Origin of the sequence: Bellilinea caldifistulae (assembly GCF_001306055.1) — a bacterium.
In the GTDB taxonomy this organism is placed as follows: Bacteria; Chloroflexota; Anaerolineae; order Anaerolineales; family Anaerolineaceae; genus Bellilinea; species Bellilinea caldifistulae.
On the sequence record NZ_LGHJ01000016.1, the window covers coordinates 114,563 to 132,203 of the forward strand.

Annotated in this window: 16 protein-coding genes and 1 tRNA gene; 7 read left to right on the top strand and 10 right to left on the bottom strand. The window is 48.6% G+C overall.

Translation table 11 applies throughout. The annotated features are described in order from the left end of the window. Positions 1-10: 10 nt before the first annotated feature. Positions 11-1,171: a thiolase domain-containing protein gene (locus tag AC812_RS10455; protein WP_061915879.1), complete on the bottom strand. Its 1,161-nt coding sequence runs from the start codon at positions 1,169-1,171 to the stop codon at positions 11-13. A 158-nt stretch (positions 1,172-1,329) separates the two neighbouring features. Here AC812_RS10455 and AC812_RS10460 point away from each other — a divergent pair, with 158 nt between their 5' ends. The 3 genes from AC812_RS10460 to AC812_RS10470 are packed head-to-tail and all read left to right on the top strand — an operon-like array spanning position 1,330 to position 5,324. Beyond that, positions 1,330-2,991: a CapA family protein gene (locus tag AC812_RS10460; protein ID WP_145962545.1), complete on the top strand. Its 1,662-nt coding sequence runs from the start codon at positions 1,330-1,332 to the stop codon at positions 2,989-2,991. Beyond that, positions 2,988-4,670, top strand: a complete 1,683-nt coding sequence (locus AC812_RS10465) for a CapA family protein (protein ID WP_061915884.1) — start codon at positions 2,988-2,990, stop codon at positions 4,668-4,670. The genes AC812_RS10460 and AC812_RS10465 overlap by 4 nt, the downstream gene beginning before the upstream one ends. 15 nt (positions 4,671-4,685) lie before the next feature. Continuing rightward, entirely contained in the window at positions 4,686-5,324 is a 639-nt protein-coding gene (locus AC812_RS10470) for a cyclase family protein (RefSeq protein WP_061915887.1), read from the top strand. An 11-nt stretch (positions 5,325-5,335) separates the two neighbouring features. Here the strand turns inward: AC812_RS10470 and fabL are convergent, their stop codons facing one another. Both fabL and AC812_RS10480 read right to left on the bottom strand, forming a co-directional pair. Further along, complete coding sequence (gene fabL, locus AC812_RS10475) at positions 5,336-6,115, bottom strand: enoyl-[acyl-carrier-protein] reductase FabL (RefSeq protein WP_061915891.1); 780 nt, start codon at positions 6,113-6,115, stop codon at positions 5,336-5,338. Continuing rightward, the gene (locus tag AC812_RS10480) at positions 6,112-6,555 is read right to left on the bottom strand and encodes a DUF309 domain-containing protein (protein WP_061915894.1); all 444 of its coding nucleotides are present in this window, start codon (positions 6,553-6,555) and stop codon (positions 6,112-6,114) included. The genes fabL and AC812_RS10480 overlap by 4 nt, the downstream gene beginning before the upstream one ends. A 133-nt stretch (positions 6,556-6,688) precedes the next feature. Here AC812_RS10480 and AC812_RS10485 point away from each other — a divergent pair, with 133 nt between their 5' ends. Together AC812_RS10485 and trxB are read left to right on the top strand one after the other, a co-directional pair. Next, a complete protein-coding gene (locus tag AC812_RS10485; RefSeq protein WP_061915896.1) occupies positions 6,689-8,038 on the top strand; it encodes an aminotransferase class III-fold pyridoxal phosphate-dependent enzyme in 1,350 nt (449 codons plus the stop codon). Between the two features lie 74 nt (positions 8,039-8,112). Then, positions 8,113-9,090 carry a thioredoxin-disulfide reductase gene (gene trxB / locus AC812_RS10490; RefSeq protein WP_082149043.1) on the top strand — a complete coding sequence of 326 codons (978 nt, stop codon included), beginning with the start codon at positions 8,113-8,115 and terminating at the stop codon, positions 9,088-9,090. A 55-nt stretch (positions 9,091-9,145) separates the two neighbouring features. Here the strand turns inward: trxB and AC812_RS10495 are convergent, their stop codons facing one another. Beyond that, entirely contained in the window at positions 9,146-10,153 is a 1,008-nt protein-coding gene (locus AC812_RS10495; RefSeq protein WP_145962546.1) for a LysM peptidoglycan-binding domain-containing protein, read from the bottom strand. Between the two features lie 290 nt (positions 10,154-10,443). Here AC812_RS10495 and hemW point away from each other — a divergent pair, with 290 nt between their 5' ends. Continuing rightward, a complete protein-coding gene (hemW, locus tag AC812_RS10500) occupies positions 10,444-11,691 on the top strand; it encodes a radical SAM family heme chaperone HemW (protein ID WP_061915902.1) in 1,248 nt (415 codons plus the stop codon). On the opposite strand, the gene AC812_RS10505 is transcribed toward hemW, so the two are convergent. After that, entirely contained in the window at positions 11,664-12,698 is a 1,035-nt protein-coding gene (locus AC812_RS10505) for a L,D-transpeptidase (RefSeq protein WP_061915905.1), read from the bottom strand. The two genes, hemW and AC812_RS10505, sit on opposite strands and share 28 nt — an antisense overlap. A gap of 74 nt (positions 12,699-12,772) precedes the next feature. Here AC812_RS10505 and AC812_RS10510 point away from each other — a divergent pair, with 74 nt between their 5' ends. Continuing rightward, a complete protein-coding gene (locus AC812_RS10510; RefSeq protein ID WP_061915909.1) occupies positions 12,773-13,636 on the top strand; it encodes a DMT family transporter in 864 nt (287 codons plus the stop codon). Positions 13,637-13,701: 65 nt separating this feature from the next. Here AC812_RS10510 and AC812_RS10515 read toward each other — a convergent pair. The 5 genes from AC812_RS10515 to AC812_RS10535 all read right to left on the bottom strand — a co-directional run bounded on the left by AC812_RS10515 (position 13,702) and on the right by AC812_RS10535 (position 17,639). Further along, positions 13,702-13,776 (bottom strand) — tRNA-Pro (locus AC812_RS10515). Between the two features lie 58 nt (positions 13,777-13,834). Then, positions 13,835-14,242: a bacteriohemerythrin gene (locus AC812_RS10520; RefSeq protein ID WP_061915911.1), complete on the bottom strand. Its 408-nt coding sequence runs from the start codon at positions 14,240-14,242 to the stop codon at positions 13,835-13,837. 84 nt (positions 14,243-14,326) lie between these two features. Next, complete coding sequence (locus tag AC812_RS10525; protein ID WP_061915915.1) at positions 14,327-15,064, bottom strand: class I SAM-dependent methyltransferase; 738 nt, start codon at positions 15,062-15,064, stop codon at positions 14,327-14,329. Further along, positions 15,061-16,248 (bottom strand): radical SAM protein, encoded by a 1,188-nt coding sequence (locus tag AC812_RS10530; RefSeq protein ID WP_061915917.1) that lies wholly within the window; start codon positions 16,246-16,248, stop codon positions 15,061-15,063. The genes AC812_RS10525 and AC812_RS10530 overlap by 4 nt, the downstream gene beginning before the upstream one ends. A 14-nt stretch (positions 16,249-16,262) precedes the next feature. Next, positions 16,263-17,639, bottom strand: coding sequence for a radical SAM/SPASM domain-containing protein (locus AC812_RS10535; protein WP_061915919.1), 1,377 nt, complete (start codon positions 17,637-17,639; stop codon positions 16,263-16,265). Positions 17,640-17,641 lie beyond the last annotated feature (2 nt).

The window sequence follows — 17,641 nt, forward strand, 5'->3', positions numbered from 1 at the left end:
CCTGCTTCGATCAATTCATGCGGCCAAAAATGTGAGTAATGATGTTGGAGCCACTTCCACCAATATTCTGCGTCATGCCAATTCGTGCATCTGGAACCTGGGTTTGACCGGCTTCGCCGCGTAATTGTTGTACCACTTCCACAATTTGGTACATTCCGGTTGCTCCAACGGGGTGGCCGCGGGCTTTCAAACCTCCCCGGGTAGCGATGGGGATACGTCCATCGGGACGGATTTCTCCATCAAGCGCCAGTTGAGGGCCTTTACCTTTTTCTGCAAAACCACAGGCTTCGAGAGATAGAGCAGCCATGATGGTAAAGGCATCGTGAAGTTCGAAGACATCAATCTGTTCAGGGCCGATGCCGGCCTGGCTGTAAGCCTGTTTTACAGATTTTTCGGCTGCGCTGAGCCACAGAGGAATCTTACGGGAGTGGACTGCCATTGTGTCGGTTGCAGCACCAGCACCTAATACTTTAATGATTGGACGGGGGGGAAAACGGTTTAGAAGCTCAACCGGCACCAAAACGGCGGCAGCCGCGCCATCACCAACCGGCGAAGCATCCATCAAATTGATGGGTGGGGTGATCATGGCTGCTTTCAAATAGTCTTTTTCGGTTAAGGGCGAGCGAAGTCGCGCGTTTGGGTTGCTGACAGCATTATTGTGAGCATTGATCGAAAAAGGCGCAAAATGATGATGTTCCCAACCGTATTCATACATGTAACGGCGCATGATCAGGGCGTTGATGGCGACGAAAGAAAGGCCTTGTCCGGCTTCCCAATCCGCATCGGCTGCGGTTGCCAGTTCGGCGGTGATTTCTGCGCCAGGGGAGTCGGTCATCTTCTCTACGCCGACAGCCAGCGCAATATCCATAAAGCCGGAAGCAACTGCCATCAATGCCGAGCGAAAAGCAGCCGCTCCCGAACTGCAGGCTGATTCAACGTGCATGGCATCGGCATAACGTACGCCAATCCAATCTGCGACAAATGCGCCCAGCTGCTGCTGGCGGTTGGCGGAGCCGGACATCATGTTGCCGACAAAAACGCCGTCAACACTGTTAATACCGGCATCTTGAAGAGCCGCCAGGGCGGCTTCTCCAGCAATTTCTCTGAGGGACTTATCCCAGTGTTCATCAATCGAGGTTTGACCAATTCCCAAAATGGCTACTTCACGCATAGCATGTTCCTTTTCTCAGTTGATTCAATGCTATTATAGCGATGTTAACTGTCAATCTCTATCAAATCCAGCGCGTATAGAACCTTTGAGGTAGTATAATTTCCGCCGTGTTTACCCAAAGGATATTAAGTCGCCCGGCACTGGTTTGGATACTCGTTTTGTCTTGCCTGTTAAGTCTGACTGGCTGTCATTCTCTGGCTCGTGAAGAACTTTCAACCGAAGCCGCTACAATGACAGAAAATCCAGAAATTGCAATTACAACCGGACCCTACCAGACAATGCCAACGTCCATCTTACCCCAGCCAACCTTCGAATTCGACTCCCCGGTTTATATCCATAGCGATCCTTTACCAGAGAATGTACAGGCTTCTTTGAAAAGCGAAAATAATATAGAGTGGGTTGAAAGCGACGAACTGGCAGATTACTCGATCAAAATTGTTCACTCGGGGGTTGCTCAAGGCACGGTTCTCATCCGGTGGGTTTACACCATTGTAGCTGCTTTCCCAACGATTCAAGATGAGATCAGCCTTGGGAGGGTGGTAAATTGTTGGCGAGGCGCCTGCGGTGGAGAATTTCGCCTTCTGGTGTCAGAAGAAACCCTGCCGATTTTTCAAAATTTATGGGGGAATCCTGATCCTCAAAGTGTTCTGGTCCTGCCGGCTGACAAACTGCTTGAAAAAGCATGGCAGGAAAGGGATTTGCGTGTCATCCTGCCGTTTGACCAGCTGGAACCACGCTGGAAGACATTGCGCGTAGATGGAATTTCACCGCTGGATCAGGACTTTGTGTTGGAGGACTACAGTTTAACCATCGAATGGGAATGGAGGCTTAATCATGATAAGCCGAATGATTTTCTCAAAAATCGAAAATCCGTCATTACCAACCGGCTGCCAGAAAAATTCACCAGTTTGATCCTCACCGGTACGACTGCGCTGGTACGCCATACTGCCGAGAGGATGGAGCTGAATGGATTGGACTATCCCTTGCAGGACATTGGCGAGTGGTTGCGTTCAGCGGATCTTGTGCATGTCAGTAATGAGGTTTCTTTTTATGAAAATTGTCCACCTGCGCTGCCAATGAGGGGCGGGCAACGATTTTGTACAAGCCCGCGATATGTGGAGTTCTTAAAGCTGGCTGGGGTGGATGTGGTGGAATTGACCGGAAATCATTTGCTGGATTGGGGTCCTGAACCATTCTTATATACTTTGGATCTCTATAATCAAAACGGAATAAAGTACTATGGAGGTGGTAGAAATCTGAAAGAAGCCCGTCAACCACTCCTGATCGAACATCATGGCAATCGTTTAGCCTTGATCGGCTGTAACCGAGCCGGTCCGGAAAATATCTGGGCAACCGATGATCAACCCGGTCCATCCCCTTGTAATATGAAGGAATTGGAAGAGGAAATTAGAAATGTTTTGGACAAAGGGTATTTACCGATTGTCACCTTTCAGCATTATGAGGTTGAGGACTTCATGCCGATGAACCTGACTTTGCAGGAATTTGAACAGACCGCCCAATTCGGGGCGGTAATTGTCAGTGGTAGTCAGGCACATTTTGCCCATGGGTTTGGTTTTTATCGAGATCATTTCATGCATTACGGTCTTGGGAATTTGTTTTTCGATCAAATGTTTCCCTTGCACCGCAGGCAATTCATAGACCGACATGTATTTTACGATGGAAAGTATCTCGGTGTGGAGTTACTTACCACAATTCTTGAAGATTATGCCAGGCCGCGGCCGATGACCAAGGATGAACGCGCAGAAATGCTGGCGGATTACTTTCGAGTAAGCGGATGGCTGGAATCGGAGAAGCCATGAGAAAAAAATGGATTACCTATCTTTTAATCGCCTTGTGGATTAGCGGTTGTAATGCCTCGTCTGTTAATCCCACTGTTACCTCGTTTGCTCAGGAACCAACCCAATCACAGAAAGTAAAGTCCACCGTTACAAATGTTCCCACGCTGGCGGTTCAACCATCACCGACTGCAGCCCCGCAGCCGGTAATCTGGCTGGATGCTTCTCTCCCCGAGGGATTACTCAATCAAATGGCTCACCAAAACTTGATGAGAAGCGAAAGCCAAAAAGAAAAGGCGAATATCTGGTTAGAGCCGGGTGCGTCAGATCGGGCAAACGTGACATGGGTATATGCACTGGTGACTCCATTTTCCTCCCTAATCGAGCAGATTGGCTTTGATCAATTAAGAAATTGGTGGCAAGGCAAACCCGATGAACAGGCGATTTCAATTTTTGTCACTGAAAATACTGCGCGCGCTCTTGAACCAATTTTAGGCAAATTCTCAACACACCATGTGGTTTTGAAAGAGAAGGATGAACTGTTAGATGCGGCATGGGAAAAGAGAGATGTGTTGGCAATTATTCCTTTCGAACAATTAGAACCACGTTGGAAAGTAATCTCGCTCAATGATCAGTCTCCGATCAGCAATCAATTCAAGATTGAGGATTATCCGCTGGCAGTCCATTATCACTGGAACTCCGCATTGTTCACGGATGAAAGCCTGGAATTACCAACTCTTGACTCGAATCGGGATGGAAATAAGTTAACCGTACTGGTGATGACGGGGGTGACCGCCCTTGTGCGGGCAACGGCGGTTCGGATGGAAGAAAAGGGAATGACCTACCCCGGTGAGGCAATTGGCGACTGGCTGAGAAATGCGGATCTGACGCATATCAGCAACGAGATATCTTTTTCTCCAAATTGTCCAGACCCAAAAATGGATCCCTATCCGCTAATCTTTTGTAGTAAACCCGAATATATTGAATTGCTCGAATCGGTAGGAACGGACATTGTTGACCTGACCGGAAATCACGGTGTAGATTGGGGGCGGGATGCTTTGTCCTTCTCTCTTGATCTCTATCGTTCTCGCGGATGGGCGTATTATGCTGCTGGCGAAAATCTAAATGAAGCGCGCGATGCCGTTTTGGTTGAGCACAACGGCAACCGCTTTGCTTTTCTGGGTTGTAACCCGGCAGGACCGGCTTACATTTGGGCTGGGGAGGACTTTGGAGGTGTGGCTCCGTGTGATTATGAATGGATTCAACAACGCATTCACCAGTTGAAAGATGAAGGATATCTGGTAATTTTTACGTTTCAATATTTTGAAACCTACCGTCATTGGGTTGAAGAATTCGAACGACGGGATTTCCGCATTCCTGCCGGGGCGGGTGCCGTTATTGTCAGTGGTTCACAAGCCCATCACCCGATGGCGATGGAATTTTATGGAGATTCTTTCATTCATTATGGCCTGGGCAATCTGTTTTTTGATCAGATGTGGGTGGATACGGTTACCATACCGGAAGGCACTCGAAAAGAGTTGATTGATCGGCATGTGTTTTATAATGGAAAACACATCTCAACCGAATTGCTGACGGCTTATCTGGAAGATTATTCCCGCCCGCGCCCGATGAGCGCCAGCGAGCGAGTGGATTTCCTGAAGGCAATATTCACCGCAGCAGGGTGGGGACCATATAATCCATAAATTTTTCAGGAGGTAATGATGAAAATTTGGGATATTTCTGTAACCATTTCGCCGACTCTGCCGACCTGGCCGGGTGATCCTAAAGCCATTGTCGAGCGGGTGAGCGCAATTGCCAAGGGTGCAAATGCCAATGTTTCGCGTATGGATATGGGGGTGCATACCGGTACGCATGTTGATGCGCCTCTGCATTTTATTGACGGAACAAGCGCCGTAGAAGCCATGAATCTGGAAGTGTTGATTGGCCCGGCCAGAGTGGTACAGGTTGGGGATGAAGTCAATGTAATCACCCGTGAAGTGCTGGAGGGTCTGGATATTCCATCAAGCACTAGCCGTTTATTGTTCAAAACCCGCAATTCGTATTACTGGGCTAATCAGGTGCAGGAATTTCAAACCGATTTTGTCGGAATTGATGAAAGTGGTTCAAAATATCTGGTTGAAAAAGGTGTTCGGCTGGTTGGGGTGGATTATCTATCGGTTGCACCGTATAAGCAATCCCGTCCAACTCACCAAATTCTATTGGGCGCAAATATAGTGATTATTGAGGGGCTTGATCTTTCGGCTATTCAGCCGGGTGAATATCAATTGATTTGCCTTCCCTTGAAAATTGAGGGTAGTGATGGCGCACCGGCGCGCGCGGTATTAATTCACGAGTGAGTCGGCCGGGATTAACCCGGCGTAATCAAGGTATAACCGCCGTCAATGACAATAACTTGCCCGCGTATCATAAATGCCTCCGGGCTGCAAAGGAAGGCAACCACTCTGGCTACATCTTCCGGTTGAACCAGCCGTCCGGCGGGGGTGTTTTCGATGGCGCGGGTGATGACCTGCGGACTGGAGAGTGAGGCGAAATGCTTGAGGGCATCGGTCTCAACAAGGGATGGTGAAACAGCGTTCACCACAATGTTCAACGGCGCCAATTCAACTGCCAGATACCGGGTCAGGGATTCTAAAGCGGCTTTGGATGCCCCAACCGCCACATAATCCGGCAAAACGCGATGACTGCCCGGCGATGAAATCGCCACAATTGCTCCACCACCTCTTTTTTGCATAAGCGGTGCAGCCCGTTGCGCCGAAAAAAGAAATGCGCGGGCATTGACATTGATGGTGTGATCCCAACCCGTTTCTTTCTGCTGGAGCGCCGGTCGGTTAAAACCGGAGGCAGCATTGCTGATAAAAATATCCAGTCCGCCAAATTGCTGTTCGATGAAATCAAACAAGCGGTGGATGTCCTCAATTTTTCCGACATTGGCGCGAAAAATTTCTGCCCGACGTCCCATTTGGCGGATTTGTTGGGCAGCTTCTTCGGCAGGGGCTTGATTGCGGACGAAATTAATCACCACATCCGCACCCCGTTCGGCGAGCAGCAGGGCAATGGCTCTGCCAATCCCACGTCCGCCGCCGGTGATCAGTGCAGTTTTACCAAGAAATGGGAGGATCTCATTCATTCAGGAGTCCCTTCCAGGAGAATGGGTTTCAATAAATCTCTTTCAAACTGGTGAATGTTTTCCATACCCAGTTCAATCAACCGTTTTTCGGCTTGAAGGGCATCATCTTTCAATTGAGCGAGGTTAACTCCACGATAGAAAGCAGGGTAAGCTGCCAGCCATTTTTTGGCACGGTTGAACATCTTAACCGCTCCACGATAATTCCCATTCAGGATATGATGATACGCAACCCCAATTTGGAGAATGCCGCGGTAAAATTCCCGGACTGGACCGGGTTCTTCTCGCCATGCCAACTCTAAAGCTTCGTGGGCTTCAAAGTACTCTCCCTTGTTAAACAATTCAATTCCAATACCGGCTTGAGGGTGAAGTTTCCCATAGCGGGATTGCTCAATCTCTTGCGGGTTAAAGCGTTGTTCAGGGTAAACCGGTTCGTTGGGCATAAAACATTTGCATAAATGGTGGCTTTTATTTTGGGGGATTATAGCACAGGTAATTCACGAATTTCCTTATCATTCGTTCGAGAGTTGTGATAGGATAGAAAAGACAATCCTCTAGAATTTTCAAGGTTAGAATATGTCTTCAAATCCCTCTGTTGACTTTTTACAAGCCTGCCTGGAGCATAATTTTTGGACGTGGTCCGCTCAAAGCAAAGTTAATCCTATCCCGGTCACCAAAGCCAAGGGGGTGTATTTCTGGGATGTTGATGGAAAGAGATATTTAGACTTGAATTCAATGGTGATGTGCGTCAACATCGGTCATGGTGATGAAAGGGTAGTTGAGGCAATCGTGGAACAGGCACGTCAGTTGCCATTTGCAGGTCCGCAGATGGCAACTCAAGCGCGAGGCGAGTTGTGTAAAAAATTGACCGAGATTGTTCCGCCGGGTCTGTCTAAATTTTTGTTTACCCTTGGCGGGGCTGATGCCAATGAAAATGCCATCAAACTGGCGCGGGGTTATACGGGTCGTTTTAAAATTTTGACACGCTACCGATCTTACCACGGGGCAACTTATGGAGCGATTTCGTTGACCGGTGATCCGCGTCGGGTAGCCTGGGAACCCACTACCATGCCGGGGGTGGTTCATTTTCTTGACCCCTATCGTTACCGTTCAACCTTTCACCGATTAAATCCAGACATCACCGAAGACGAGTTTTGCCGGGATTATTTGAATCATCTTGAGGAAATTATCCAGTATGAACGCCCTGAAACGATTGCAGCGATTTTGATCGAAACGGTCACTGGTACAAATGGGATTATCGTCCCGCCCGATGGCTATTTACAAGGCGTACGTGAGATTTGTGACCGTTATGGCATTGTGATGATCTGCGATGAGGTGATGAGCGGATTTGGTCGGACGGGTGAGTGGTTTGCGGTGGATCACTGGAAGGTGGTGCCTGACATCATGACAATGGCCAAGGGATTAACTTCAGCGTATGCCCCATTGGGGGCGGTTGCGATGAAACCAGAAATTGCCAATGCTTTCAATAATAAGGTCTATGAGGGGGGGTTGACCTTTAATGGTCACCCAATTTCGCTGGCAGCGGCGATTGCAACCATCCGAGTGATGCAAGAGGATCATCTCGTTGAACGGGCGAAGCAGATGGGTCAAGTGATGGCAGACATGCTGGCCGAACTGGCTCAGCGGCATCCTTCTATTGGAGAGGTGCGCTCGATTGGATTGTTCGGGGCTATCGAACTGGTGAAGAATCGAAAAAGTAAAATCCCAATGGCACCATTCAATCAAAACAGCCCGGAAATGATTGCTTTACGTAAGTATTTGCTTGATCAAGGCGTCTTTCTATATACACACTGGCATACGGTTTTGCTGGTACCCCCATTGATCATCACCGAAGAGCAATTAGCAGAGGGGTTTGAGGTGATTGACCGCGCACTGATCATTACCGATGCTGCCGTTGAAAAGTGAGTGCCCTAAATGTAACCAAATGTGGATTTTCACATCTAAACACTGGAATTTGAGATCATTGAGGAGATTGCACTATGGAATTTAATCTTTCTGAAGTTGGATTGGGCAAAAGCTCAAAGAAAGAAAGCAAAGTGGAAAAGGTTTTGATTTTAGGCGCCGGGCCGGCAGGGCTTTCGGCTGCTTTATATGCGGCAAGAGCGGAATTAAGTCCGCTTGTGTTGACCGGGACGGAGATGGGTGGACAAGCATCGCTCACTCATACCATTGAAAATTACCCCGGTTTTCCAGAGGGAATTGCTGGTGCTGAATTAGGTGAATTGTTTCGCCAGCAGGCAGAACGATTTGGGGCACGCTTTGAATATGATCTGGCTACGGCAGTGGACTTAAGCCAGCGTCCTTTTAAGGTTCGTACTTACAGTAATGAGTATCTGGCGGAAACTCTGATCATTGCAACTGGCGCCAGCCCCAATCATCTCAATGTACCCAAAGAGAGCGAATTGACAGGGCGGGGTGTTTCCTATTGTGCTACCTGCGACGGTTGGTTTTTCAAAGATAAAAAAGTGGTTGTCGTTGGTGGTGGAGATAGTGCCCTGGAAGAAGGCTTATTTTTAACCCGTTATGCAACGGATGTAACTGTTATTCACCGCCGGGATCAATTGAGGGCTGGCGCGATCTTACAAAAGCGCGCACGCGAAAACCCGAAAATTCACTTTATTTGGGATACGGTGGTTAGTGAAATCCTTGGGAATGGGGTAGTCAACGGTGTGCGCTTAAAGAATGTAAAGACCGGAGAAACAAGAGATCTTGAAACTGATGGTGTGTTTATCTTTATTGGTCACACGCCTAACACACAGCTCTTTCAGGGCCAATTAGACATGACACCTCAGGGATATATCGTTACGGATATGCAAATGCGGACAAGTGTTGAAGGTGTCTTTGCGGCTGGTGAAGTAATGGATCCGCACTATCGTCAAGTGGTCACTTCTGCCGGAATGGGCGCGGCAGCAGCGATCGAAGCTACACGATTTTTAGAGGCACATTCCAGCGAGTGAAGTTTACTGGATGATAAAACGGGTGCGCCTCCGCGAGAGCGCACCCGTTTTCGATTCAGGGGGTTGGGGAAGGCGGTGCACTTCCGGCGCTCCACCACACGAAAGTCCGTGAAGTGCTGGCAGCACCTGCGGTATCATAAATCGGTTTTCCGTCTGCGGAAGTGCCAATTTGCCGAACAGGGACTACATACCAGCGTAACACATGGGGAGTGTTGTCGGTGGGACGGAAGGAGGACGGTACGATGAATTTGGTATCGGTGACGTACTCGGTCAGACGCCGGCCTTTCCCTTCGGTGATATCTTCCACGCTCACGGCGTAGGCTTCATTTTGACGCAAGGTGCCCACCGATGCCCATTGTAAGGTGACCGAGTCGTTTGCTGCGGTGAATACAGCGCCATCAGCCGGAAGCAGGAGGTTGGGGGCTGCATAAGGTGGTGGATTTGTGGGAGTTGGGGTGGGGCCAGGGGTCGGCAGACGCTCGCAAAGCGGAATGTTGAGCGTCATCCCTTCATAGACCACATCCGAAGGTAAGCCATTGTAGGATTTGATGGCATCTGCCGAAACATTGTAGTTGCGAGCAATGCCGCTCAGGGTATCTCCGCTTTGTACTTTATACGGGAACATTTGACAGGCGACCTCGGTTGCCTGTTGGGGGCTGAGTGTGTTGGTGGGCTGCGGTGAGGGGGTTGGCGTCGGCTGTGGAATTAGCAGAATGTTGCCGGGGACCAAATTGTCACAGGCGGGTGATAGTTTGTTGAGTTGGATGATACTGTTGACCGAAACACCAAAATTGTACGCAATGGTCAGACATGTGTCTTTGGGTTGTATGCGATACTCTTGAGGTGGTAAGGGGGTGAAGGTGGGCTGCGGTGTAGGCGTTTCGGTGGTTGTGGGGGTCAGGGTAATTGTGGGGGTAAGGCTGGCGGTGGGGCTTGGGGTTGCATTGTCTGCTACGGCAGGAGCAGAGGCTTGAAACACGGCAAAAACTGTCCCTGCACCAATCCCAAGCAGCAAGAGGATCAAACCAATCGCCGCCGGAAGTGAGAGGGTTAGTTGGGGCATTCGCGGAGTTTCAACAAGATCCGCTTTCTTTTTCCCTTCCGTTGAAGAGTTTGTTTTTTCTGGATTGAATTGGCGGCCGCACACCAGGCATCGGGTTGCATTGATGCTTAATTTTGTCCCACAGGTTGGGCAAATTTTGGTTTTTGAGGTAAGTTCTTCAGGACTCATAGGCTCTATTTTAATCCAATCACCGGGAAACCCCCGGCGCAAGAGATTATAACACATTCAAAAATTTGACAAGGGCAAAATCGTTTTTGCACGGAATTTTTCAATGTGGTATGCTATGAGGAATGCCGACCAAAATCAGTCTTTATATACATATTCCCTTCTGCCGCCATCGGTGTGCCTATTGTGATTTCAATACCTACGCTGGTCAGGAGAGCCTGATACCGGCCTACCTCAAAGCGTTGCAGGCAGAAATTGAACAGGTGGCGGTAAAGTTAAACTTCCCCCACGAAATTGGTACGATATTTTTAGGGGGTGGAACGCCATCCTACCTTCCGGTTGAGGGGTTGCGAGAAATTCTCAATACTTGTCGGCGAGTGTTCCCGATTAGGGATGATTGTGAAATCAGCATCGAGGCAAATCCCGGAACAGTACATCGCGAGGGTTTGTCTGAATTGCGAAGGGCGGGGTTTAACCGGATCAGTATGGGGATGCAAAGTGCGAACATCCACGAGTTGAGACTGCTGGAGAGAGAGCATGATCCGATTGCGGTCATCCAAGCCGTCGCATCGGCACGTCTGGCCGGGTTTGAAAATCTTAACCTCGATTTGATATTTGGTATTCCCGGACAGACTATGGATAGCTGGAAGAAATCCATCCACTTTGCATTGGACTTGAAGCCAGATCACCTCTCACTTTATGCATTGACGATTGAACATGGAACGCCGTTCAAGAAATGGGTGGAGCGGGGTTTGATTAATGTACCGGATGATGATTTGGCGGCTGATCAATATGAATATGCCTGCCAGATACTGGAAGAAGCCGGGTTTGAGCATTACGAAATTTCTAATTGGGCGTTGAAAACCGGTGACCGGTCAAAAATGTGCCAACACAACCTTCAATACTGGCGTTACCTGCCCTATATCGGTGTGGGAGCAGGAGCGCATGGCTTTTTGGAAAACCATCGAACGGTTAATGTGAGGGGGATAAAAGCATATATTGATAGAATGAATTTTTCAGTAGAAATGCCCTTTCCGGCCTCTTCGGCGGCTGAACAGGTGGGTGAACTGGATTTGTGGACGCAAATGCAGGAAAAAATGATGGTGAGCCTTCGCTTGCTGAACGAGGGGGTCGAGGCGGCTTCTTTCGCTCAACGATTTGGAGTTGAGTTAGAGGAAGTATTTGGGGATCAAATTGCCAGGTTGACCAGGCAAGGTTTGCTGAAATGGGCAGGCAGCTCAGATCAGCGGCGTTTGCGTCTTACTCAGCAGGCATGGCTTTTGGCAAACCGTGTTTTTCGGGAGTTTATCGGCTTGAAAGAACCGCCAGTTTTCCGTAAAAATGCTCATTCGACCACAACGCGGGTGCCGTAACCGCGCCTTTCCATGTCGCCTGGTTCTGAAATCGGTAGAACCCAGCGAAAGAGCCATTTGGCTTCTTCGGTGCGCATATTAACGCAGCCGTGCGAGCGAGGGGTGCCAAAATCCTGATGCCAGTAGGTACCATGAAACGCAACCCCGGTTTGTTCAAAAAAACATGTCCAGGGCACACCAGGAAGTTCGTAATCCTCCGGATTTCCGGTTAGGCGTCCATCGCCCATGTGTTTTGAAGGCATTTTTGAATAAATGTTAAATTCGCCCTTCGGGGTCTCCCATGGGATCTCACCTTCGGGCTTATAGTTCAGGCCGGTGGACACGCGAGTCTGAAAAACGATTTCGTCGTTTTCGTAACAGGTCACTGTTTGGCGGCCGCGGCTGACAACGATGCGTTTCTTATGGTGTGGGACTTGCGGAGAAATGGGAGCGAGTTCTTCGTCTGGGATTAAGCGAAGATGATATGCTGGTACATGATATTCAATTTTCAATAATTCATCCAGGATTCGGTACCAGGCTTCGCCATCCGGGCCTTCGTCTATACTGGTGACCCAATGTACGGACTCATAATACAGGCGGTAAAGGGTTTGCCAGCCCTCAAAAGAGGTGTACCGCATAGCCTGGGAATAAGGTACGGTCACTTCGGCGAGCTGCCCTCCTTCGCGGATTTGGGAAGCGATGGGGTTGTACTGCACTCTTACCCGCTGGGTATTGGCGCGGTGAATGTAGCCGCCCCAAACTCGATACCAGAACGGGTTGTAGCCGGGGCCGGCTTCTGATTCGATCTCGTAGTAGACATTGACTAACTCATCCCGAAAGCGCTGAAACAAGATTTGGCTTTTATCGTTGGGCTGAGCATAAACACTGACCGAATGAACGGTGATGCGGATCAGGTCGTTTTTTTGATTATCTTCCTCAAAACCGGAAAATGGGCGAAATGCCAGGCCGGCCAGACCTGCTGCGGCACATAGCTTAAGAAATTCTCGGCGAGATAATCGGATTCCCATGGTGGGAAAATTATACCAATGATTCGGGTGTGATTTTTATTTTGTATTGAATGATTGAAGGTAGAATGGTTGATATGTCGGCGGTAATACTGGCTGTCTTTTCGGCAGTTTCGGGCGGGTTGGCAAACCTTTTTGCGCGGCGGTTGGTTTCGGTTAGTCAGACCCGCAACATGCTCAGTTTTAATTTTGCTTTGATGGCCGGTATGTTACTTCCGGCTACTCCGTGGTTTTTCCATCTCAACCTGAACACCAAAGGTTTGATTCTGTTGGCAGGCGCAATCAGTTTGGATGGACTGGCAAATTATGGTTACTTTCGTTCGTTCGAGAGAATGGATGCAGTGACGGCAAGCGGCTTGCTGGCAGTTTCTCCGCTGTTTGCGTTGGCTCTGACACCGCTTTTCTTGTATCAAGGTTCAAACCCTGGTTCAGGTCAGATTCTGGCGGTAGGTTTATTCACCTTCGGGATCATCATGATTCTTGTGGGATTGCGGAAGTATTCTGTTTCCCAGAAAAGTTTTCCGACAAAAGAGTTCGTCTTTCCCTTGGGAACGGCTTTTTTGTTTAGCATCAGCATGTTTTTCGTAAAGGATTTATTTCTTGGAAATTTTCTAAATCCCTTCACTTATTATTTTCTCCGGGCAGTAGTCATCAGCGTTGTTTCGTGGGTGCTCATCAAACCTGACCTGGGATGGATTAATGGTTTCAATCTCCTGTTAACCGCCGGCCGATTGATTTTCGTAATTGGACAATGGCTGTTTCTACTCACTGCCTTGAAAACCGGTCATCCGGCTGTGATTAAAGCAATCGCAGATCTTTCTCCGCTGGTTGTGGTAGTGTTTTCGTGGAGTGTGCTGCGGGAAAGGCCGTCATTCTTGCAAGTCGCAGGGATGATTATGATTCTGGCTGGGGGAAGCGTGTTAGCCTTTTACAGGAATTGAATGGGATTGATCTGGAAAATTAAAACACATCCCCTTACCATTTTTTTTGGTAGGGGTTATTTAAGTCGGGGCGAGAGGATTTGAACCTCCGACCTCTTGCACCCCATGCAAGCGCGCTAGCCGGACTGCGCCACGCCCCGATGGACGAGGGTTATTATATTCCCAAACCGTTGTTTTGGCAACCTTTTACCGGTAATTTTATTTCTCGCCTTTGGATTCAAAAAAATTGGTGTAGGCTTTATCCTCATCGAGGATGTGGTTGACCAGCCACTCCTTCAAGAAATTCATCATCTGGACACTCAGGCCGATTTTGCCCTCCTTGTATTGATTTTTGTAATCCATTACTTGTTGAGTCAGGCGATCATGAGATTCCTTGTGTTGGGTGTATTGAGGATAAGCGTGCTTGAGCATGAGCGCCTCTTCACTGGAAAAATGCCTGCGAGTATAGTCAACCAGCTCGTCAAGTATTTTTCCCAATTCTACCTGGCCTTTACCGACCTTCATGGCTTCGTATAGTTGATTGATCAAGTTGACCAGCTGCTGGTGTTGTTGATCAAATTTGGAAATTTTTACCGAATAACGATCTTCCCACTTAATCAGTGACATCTTGTTCTCCTGTTTGCAATTGTTCATGCTCATCTGAATATAGGGTTTTTGTTGATGGGTATCCATAAATTTGGAGTAAATTTTTTAGGGGACAAAGCCAATCGCATAAAACGTCGGTACGAATAAGACACGTGTTCCCTCCAGCCATGCATGGCGGTCGGCTTTTTCTAGTGCTTCGATTTCTTCGGGTTTGCAATAATTTTCCAGGTCTGAGCGGATGACCGACCACTCAAGATCAATCTCCTGCGGATGAGGTTGATCTTTTGTCCATTGAGCAGCCATAACCCCGCTTTCGATGTCAATTAACCCCGCCGTCTCGAACCAGGCACGAATTTTTCGACCGGTGAAGGGGTCTGCGCCTTGATCGCGTAATGATTGAATCTGATATTTTCCAATCGCACTCAGGGAGGATGGATAATCTATCCTGCCGCCGTAATCCGGTTCAGCCATGGCGATCACCGCGCCACCGCTACGTGTGATGCGAATCATCTCTTGCAGGACATTTGCTCCATTGACCCACATCAGAAAAAAATGACAAAAGCAATAATCCATGCTCTTCGAGACAAACGGCAGGTAATGAGCATCTGAACAAATCAGTGAGGCGGATGGCAGCAAAGTCTGAGTGATTTGCAGGCTCGAGAAATCTATATCCAGTCCAAATATACCGTTTTCGCCTGAAAATTCTCGCAATACTGCGCCGCTACCGCAGCCAACTTCCAATACCCGATTTAAGGGTTGTATTCCGGCTTTTTGGATCAGGTATGCGCGTAGTTGAGCCGTCCACCGGGCCTGTTGTTGATAGCGTTGATGCCAGTCTATCATGCTTCGGTCTGATTCAATTTTTGAGCATTTTGCCAGATTGTTGCCCAATCATCGGTGAGGAAATTGCCAAGAAGAATGGTTTTACCTTGCGCAGGTAGTACATCTCCATCGGGTTCAACGTAAAGCCAGGCGTTGCCAGCGCCGTCAAAATATTCTGCCTGTCCTTCGGTTTGTAATTCAAGACCGATGGGGTTTAACTCGGAGTAAGGTACTGGTAAGTCCCATACAAGGGACATCTGGTGAGCAAACGCATGCTCCTGCGCTTGTTGAAGGATGGGTTTCAAGGAAGGGTCTTCAATCGTAAGACTGAGCGATTTAACATTCAATTCTGCCAGTTTTTCAAGGATTTCGTTCAGCCGATTCTGATTACGAACGGAAATGGTCAGATGAACCGTTACAAAAAGGTCAGATGCAATCGAATCTCGGATGGCTTCCCAGCAGTATTCTTCCTGTTCGTCCAGCACAATCATCAAATGATCGAGACCTGCCTGAAGGATATCCGAAAGAAATTTATGCTCGGAGAAGCGGTATCCGCTGGTCAGCACACCGGTTACCATTCCTATCCTTTCGGCAAATTCAACCAGTTCAATTAGATCGGGGCGTAAAGCCGGTTCACCGCCCGTGAATATCACATGTGGAATGCCAGCGTTCCATGCTTTTTCCAAAATGGTTTGCCATTCTTTGGTCAGCAATTCCCTCTTTACCCTTTCAAGCGGGGTAGAACCGGTGGTACGGGGGGTAGGGGTAGCATAAGTCAAGGCGCAATCCAGCCGTAGCGGAGCACTCAACCGACGCTCATGCACATTCACGCGGTCAAATTCCAGATATGTAACCGGATCGAGGTCGGTTGTTTCAATCAAAGTCATCAACCGGTCACGGAATGAGATGAAATCTTGCCGGACCTGTTCTTTGCTGACCCGATATCGTTTGGATAATTCACTGGCGACTTCTTCTTCAGTATGCTGCTGGATGAGGTGATAGGCGTACTCTGCCCCCGTCTGATTGAGGTGAAGCACCGTTGAGGCATTGAGGATGAGTACACCGCTCCCATCCCCCTCGATTCGGAGATGAAGACGATAGGGAAAGGCGGCTTCGGGTGGGGCAATGAAAGTATAAATCCCCGCTTCCAGTGGTTGGACGGGTTGAAAAATGCGATTGATAGTCTCTCGAATTCGATTGAACATGGCCACCTCTGCTTTTAGTGGATGACATTTGTTGGAGTTTGTAAAGATTCGCGGGCGAGAGGACATCCGCCACCACATTCAACCACTAATGCACAATCGTGACATTTGGCGGGTAGATTTCGGCGTTCTCTAAGCGATTGTGCCAGCTCGTGATTCCAGATTTGATCCCACGAGTCGGTGATGATATTTCCCAACGAACTGTAATAGGATTGACAGGGAAGTACACTGCCATCCGGTTCAATGCACATGTTATAGAGCGCGGCAGTGCAGCCCTTAACACCCAATTCCATTTGAACAGGGTCAAAATTGCAGTATTCGGTTGGGGTGTACCAGATTAGGCGTTGGTTGTTTTGGGCGGTTTTGGCGCGGGCAATTTCCAGCAGGGCGGGCAGTTGATTTTCCGGAATGCCACTATTGACATTTTTGCCACGCCCGGCGTAGATCAGAGCGTTTAATCCCACAGTAGGCACTCCAATTTCTGCCAGAAAATCAAGTGTAGCGCTTAAATGAGGTGCATTGTCTTTCAGGAGAGTTGTGTTGGTCATCACAAAAAGCCTGGATTGTAGGGCATTTTTCAAACCATCGAGGGTTTCCTGCCATGCTCCCTTATGCAATACCATTCGATCGTGAATCTCTGGAATGTGGGACTCAAAAGTGATTTGCACATGATCCAGACCGGCGTCAATCAATTGGGAGAGGAAAGAAACATCCTTCAAGCGTCTTCCGTTGGTGTTAATGCCGGTGATTTGTCCATTTTGTTCGGCATGAGCTATCAGCAAAGGCAGATCGTCGCGAAGGGTAGGCTCGCCTCCTGTAAACACAATATGAGGGATGCCGATTTCCCAAAGTTTATCCAAAACTGAATACCAGAATTGGGTATCTTTTTCTGGGAATGCACGTGACCGGGCGTTATAACAGTGAGCGCAGGCATTGTTGCACCGGTAAGTAATTGCCAGGTCCATGCGGTACGGCCGGCTGGGATGTTTTGTAAATGGCGGAATAGTTTCAATTTCCAAATCACAAACCGGACAAACGCCTTCCGGGTTGATCAATGAGCGGAGCTGTTCGACAAACGAAAGGTAGTCCTGAGTTGCCTGTTGACGGGAAACCTGAAATAACCGCGTCAGCCAGCCAATCGCCTGATGTTCAGGAATTTTACTCAAAGCAAGGTAGGCCATGAGCGCTGCCGATGGGTTGAAATGATAAATGCGGCTGGCGTTGATCAGTAATGTTCCGCTCTGATCACTTTCAATGCGTAAATGAAGGCGGGCTTTTCCGCCATTCTCTTCAATCAAAAAGGAGTAAAGGCCGGCTGGCGGTGGAAAATGAACTTCCGAGGAGGAAAAAGTTCTGCGCAATTTTTCAATCCAGCGGGTTGAGAGGAAAGACATCC